We start from the raw sequence: 4,397 nt of genomic DNA on the forward strand, positions 1-4,397 counted from the left end.
GGTTTAATCTATTCTTTCAAAGTATTATTTTTTCTCGGTTCAGTTACCGTGAGTTGTTTCTCTCTTCGGCACTTATCTAATATAGCAATCCTTTCTTTTCTTGTCAAGGGGGTTGGGAAAATATTTTTTGGGGAGGGGAAAATAATAGCTGAAATCTTTGTGAAAATAGGGATTCAGCCTATTTTCTAAGTTATCAGTCTGGTAAAAAAACAGGAATTATCTTTTTGGTCTCATGCAGGTTAGCGAAGGAATCAATCGGCAATAAAGGGGTTAAACTCTATGTTCCCCTGATTTTTAGTGATAATCATGGCTTTTTGCCATCCTGATCATAGTATTTGAGATTACTTATTTGGAGGTTTTTGAGGGTGAAGCTTTTTGCAAATGTAGTAATGTATTATACAGTTGCTTTTTTAAATTATTGTTGTTTTGGATTTCTAAGGTGATTTTATTGAATCTTTCAACTGTAAGACCACTATCCTCGACTATTTTTTGAGAATGGTTGCAGTAATTTCCGGCAATATCTTTGGCTTTGCCAGGTAGTGCATTGATACTTGTAGGATCATTACAGATCACTTGGGGAACATCTTTGCTACCGATGAGTTTTTTGATTTCCTCAAAGGCTTGCTGACGGACTGGTTCCATCCCCAATACAGCTTTTGCATAGTTAGTTACTTCTGTATTGTTGATGTTTAAGGTTTGAGCGATTCCTTGGGAATTGAAGCCGAAAGTCGCGAATATCAGACTTGCAGTGGCAATAGTTGCCAAAATCAAGGGTTGAGAGAGAATTCGCTGCAACCGTTTGGTTGAATGAAGACTGTAAATTTTGAGCATATATAATACAGGTGACACAGAAGGACAAACAGGAAATGTGATCGATCATAAGTTTGAATTATTTTCTGAATTAGAAGTTCCAGTCAAGATTGAATCAATATATTGATATTGATGGGGTTATTAAATGCGGCGACATATTTGACAAAGTTCGATGACTTTAGTTTGTAGGGTTGAGGTTTCGGATGCACCTTGCTTGAGGCTGACTTCTAATTCTAATAGCAGTGGTAAGGCAGAGATGAGTTGCTGTAGGGGGAGAGATTTGACTTCTTGCTGTAGGAAGTAGATGCGTTTGGGGTTAGAGATTTCCGCACCTTGAGCGATCGCTTGGGGGTTGCGTTCACCACTGTCCATCATCATTTTTACTAATAACCAGGTGCGAAATTGACCTATGAGTGTGGCAACTATCCGTAAACCCGGTTCGGCTGCATTGCTGAGATCACCTAAGATTCCTAAGGCTTTTGGGGTGTCTCCAGTTCTGATGGCTGTTGCTAGTTGTAAGGTGTTTTGAGTGGTATTTCTCACTAATTCCGATACTGTATTCACATCTAAAGGTTTGCCACTACCTTCTGTATAAAGACGTAATTTTTCTAGTTCATTGTAGAGAAGACGGGTATCGTTACCTACTGATTCGGCTAATAGTTCGGCGACGAGGGGACTTATTTTTATACCGACAGTTTGAGCGGCTTGTTGAACTGATTGGACTAAAAGTTCGGTTTTCCAAGGAGGAATTAGGGGAAATTCGGAAATTGTAGCAAATTGTTTGAGGAGTTTTGTACTTTTAAGGCGTTCATCTGGTTTGTTGCGACTGGTTAATAGTAAAGTGGAATCTGGGGGGATGACTTTGAGAGTGCGTTGTAATTCGGCTAGGATAGGCTCTGGACAATTTTGCCCCAGAGTGGTGTTAATGAGCCACACGAAACGCCCACCGGCCCCGAATGGCGGTGTCATTGCTTGATTTAAAGCTTGGACTATTGGATCGGGTTGATCTGCGGGAAATGAGGTATAGTTAAAACTAGTCCAGAGGGGATCAAGGATGCGATCGCGTAAAGTTACTACGGCTTTTTCCATGGCAAAATCGTCTTCGCCCCAGTAAACATATATTGGCATTGCAATTTAAAATTAAAAATTAATTTGGTCAAATTGAGTAAATCTCCCTACAATCTATCAAAAGAGCGCAAGGTGATCAAGATTGGACGACAACTACCAAACCTATTTAAATCGGGTAGCACACATGACGCTACCAGAAGCTTACAAAACCCAGATTCAGCATATTCAGGAATCTTCTAAATTTCGGGTTCATGCTGGAGTCAGAGTTGCTACACCCTTTCCAGGCTATACGCTGATTACCCCACCAGCAGCAGAAGACCTGAAAAACGCTGCTTTCTACGGTCAAATAGAAGCCTATCAACGGCAATTATTAGAGCTACCCATTGGTGGTGATTTGATTGTACCTGTTCCTGCTGTTAGTTTTCATCTGACGGTGGCAGATTTAATTTGGGATAGTGCTTTTCATCATGCTTGTACAAAAAATCCCCAATTTGCTGAAGATTTGAATTCTCAGTTGGCTGAGATGTTTCAACAATATCAACAATTGATGACAAAGGGATCTCCTATATCTTGGCAAATGTTGGGGTTGATTGTGATGCCCAGGGCTGTAGGTGTGTGTTTAGTACCAAAGGATAAACGTTCTTATGAGGAAATTATTCAGTTCCGACGGATAATTTATCAAAATCGCAAATTAATGGGCTTGGGTATTGAGCAGCATTATCATTTTACGGCTCATGTAACATTGGGGTATTTTAGCGAAATTCCCCCAGAGTTAGATCGGGTAAATCTGAATACAATGTTTTGTGAGTTTAATCAATCATTGCCGTTAGATACTCCAGATTTTCTCATTGATAAGGTGGAATTACGAAAATTTGATAATATGATCCGCTATTATCGTCAACCAGACTGGCCGAGTTTGGATTTTTAAGTAATTCATAGTAGGGGTTTAGCACTGCTAAACTCCTACAAACTCGACACATATAACAACTATGCGGCAGTTGAGCCAGATCATCATGGCCATGTTAGCAATGAGCGGACGAGTAACGATGTTGGGAATATCACGTTGGACGCTTAGTGGTGGTAGTTATCGGACGGTAATCAGATTTTTTCAGACAGTCATACCGTGGGCAACGGTGTTCTGGGTGTTTTTTTGGCGGCATTTGTTTTGCCCAAATGATGTTTAGTTGTTGGCAGAAGACGAAGTAGTAATAAGCAAAGCCGGGAAAAAAACCTATGGATTAGATAGGTTCTTTTCCAGTCTAATAAGTAAACCAATATCGGGTCTATCTTTTTTTACATTATCATTAGTAAGTGTTCAACAAAGACACTCATTTCCGATTCAAATAGAACAGGTAAAGTTACACATAATTTCCAAGCGATCGCACCTCCCAACATCCCCTACAACAGCGAACTGCTTGCAGCAGCGCTTCGCTATCGCATCCCATCATCCCTTACAACAGCGAGCCTATTTAGTTGAGGATGATAATGTTACGAGCGGCTGAGTAATAACTTTTCTGTTTTTAGCTACCTGTTTTTTTCTTAAATCTTGACAAATTTCATGCAAATCATAATTAAAGGATTTAGCGTGTTCTTCTCGGATTTTGTAAATTTCTTCTAATACTTCATCTTTCCACATAGTTAATCTCCCATAAGTTCATAAGGTGTACAAATCGTTGGTAGTTCATATCCAGATTGAATACTAATTTGTGAGAGTTTTTTCTGGATTTGTGCATTGGCAATATGTTTACAGTTCCATGTTAACAAATAATCTACTTTATAAACAGTGGCTAAGGCAATATGCAAGGCATCATCAGATGCTTTAGGAGGAAGATTGCTTTTTGTCAGAAATTGCTGGGCTAATTCTTCCACTGCTTCATTGAGTGCTAATAATGGTAACTCACTTATTAGATCCAGTCGTTTAGTAGCTATTTCTTGATCTCCTCTGGCTAATTCTTCTAGAACTACTTCCGAAATATATAGAGTAAAATTTTCCCGACGAGTATCCCACCAATTTTGTGTAATTACTGAATTTGAAGCAGTAATTAGATTAGTGCTTGGTCTAATTGTTAGATAGCCAATAATACTGGTATCAAGATATAGACTTTCAATCATTATTAAATACTTAAAAAAATTATTCATTATTTTACTATATGATTGCTACAAACAACCGATCGCATCCCACATCCCCAAAAATGGTACATCCCACATCCCAAAAGCGAACTGCTTGCAGCAGCGCTTCGCTATCGCACTTCCCACATTCCCAAAAAGCGAACTGACAAGTCAGCGCTTGCGCTGTCACAAATTAAATTCCTGTCAGACTATAATAAAATCAAGGGATAATCTACTAAATAATAGCCTTGGTGATGACTAAAAAAGAAAAACTAAGTAGAACGGCTTGAATAATTCAAAGTTTGTAGTGAGGAATTTATTCCTCATTTGAGGGCTGAAGCCCTTACTACGAAATCATCTCCAGATTTTTTACATTACTTAATCTACTTTGATTTATTTTCGTCTACTTA

The 4,397-nt window shown here is 38.8% G+C and carries 7 protein-coding genes and 1 pseudogene; 3 read left to right on the forward strand and 5 right to left on the reverse strand.

From position 1 onward, the window contains the following. A partial coding sequence (locus PN450_RS12465; RefSeq protein WP_271836528.1) for a hypothetical protein occupies positions 1-189 on the forward strand: 189 nt, incomplete at its 5' end. A 156-nt stretch (positions 190-345) separates the two neighbouring features. On the opposite strand, the gene PN450_RS12470 is transcribed toward PN450_RS12465, so the two are convergent. Together PN450_RS12470 and holA are read right to left on the reverse strand one after the other, a co-directional pair. Beyond that, on the reverse strand, positions 346-831 hold the full coding sequence (locus tag PN450_RS12470; RefSeq protein WP_213710992.1) for a DUF4168 domain-containing protein: 486 nt from the start codon (positions 829-831) through the stop codon (positions 346-348). A gap of 120 nt (positions 832-951) precedes the next feature. After that, positions 952-1,938, reverse strand: coding sequence for a DNA polymerase III subunit delta (gene holA / locus PN450_RS12475; protein ID WP_148766233.1), 987 nt, complete (start codon positions 1,936-1,938; stop codon positions 952-954). Between the two features lie 82 nt (positions 1,939-2,020). Between holA and PN450_RS12480 the strand changes: the two genes are divergently transcribed. Further along, positions 2,021-2,806 (forward strand): DUF1868 domain-containing protein, encoded by a 786-nt coding sequence (locus tag PN450_RS12480; RefSeq protein WP_148766231.1) that lies wholly within the window; start codon positions 2,021-2,023, stop codon positions 2,804-2,806. A gap of 61 nt (positions 2,807-2,867) precedes the next feature. After that, positions 2,868-3,233, forward strand: a pseudogene (locus tag PN450_RS12485) (transposase); the annotation flags it as partial. Positions 3,234-3,343: 110 nt separating this feature from the next. Here PN450_RS12485 and PN450_RS12490 read toward each other — a convergent pair. The 3 genes from PN450_RS12490 to PN450_RS12500 are packed head-to-tail and all read right to left on the reverse strand — an operon-like array spanning position 3,344 to position 4,177. After that, positions 3,344-3,514, reverse strand: coding sequence for a hypothetical protein (locus PN450_RS12490; protein ID WP_168204483.1), 171 nt, complete (start codon positions 3,512-3,514; stop codon positions 3,344-3,346). 2 nt (positions 3,515-3,516) lie between these two features. After that, a complete protein-coding gene (locus PN450_RS12495) occupies positions 3,517-3,990 on the reverse strand; it encodes a type II toxin-antitoxin system VapC family toxin (protein WP_015079758.1) in 474 nt (157 codons plus the stop codon). Positions 3,991-4,024: 34 nt separating this feature from the next. Next, complete coding sequence (locus tag PN450_RS12500) at positions 4,025-4,177, reverse strand: hypothetical protein (RefSeq protein WP_158310516.1); 153 nt, start codon at positions 4,175-4,177, stop codon at positions 4,025-4,027. Positions 4,178-4,397 lie beyond the last annotated feature (220 nt).

This window comes from Dolichospermum lemmermannii CS-548 (genome assembly GCF_028330815.1).
GTDB lineage: Bacteria > Cyanobacteriota > Cyanobacteriia > Cyanobacteriales > Nostocaceae > Dolichospermum > Dolichospermum lemmermannii.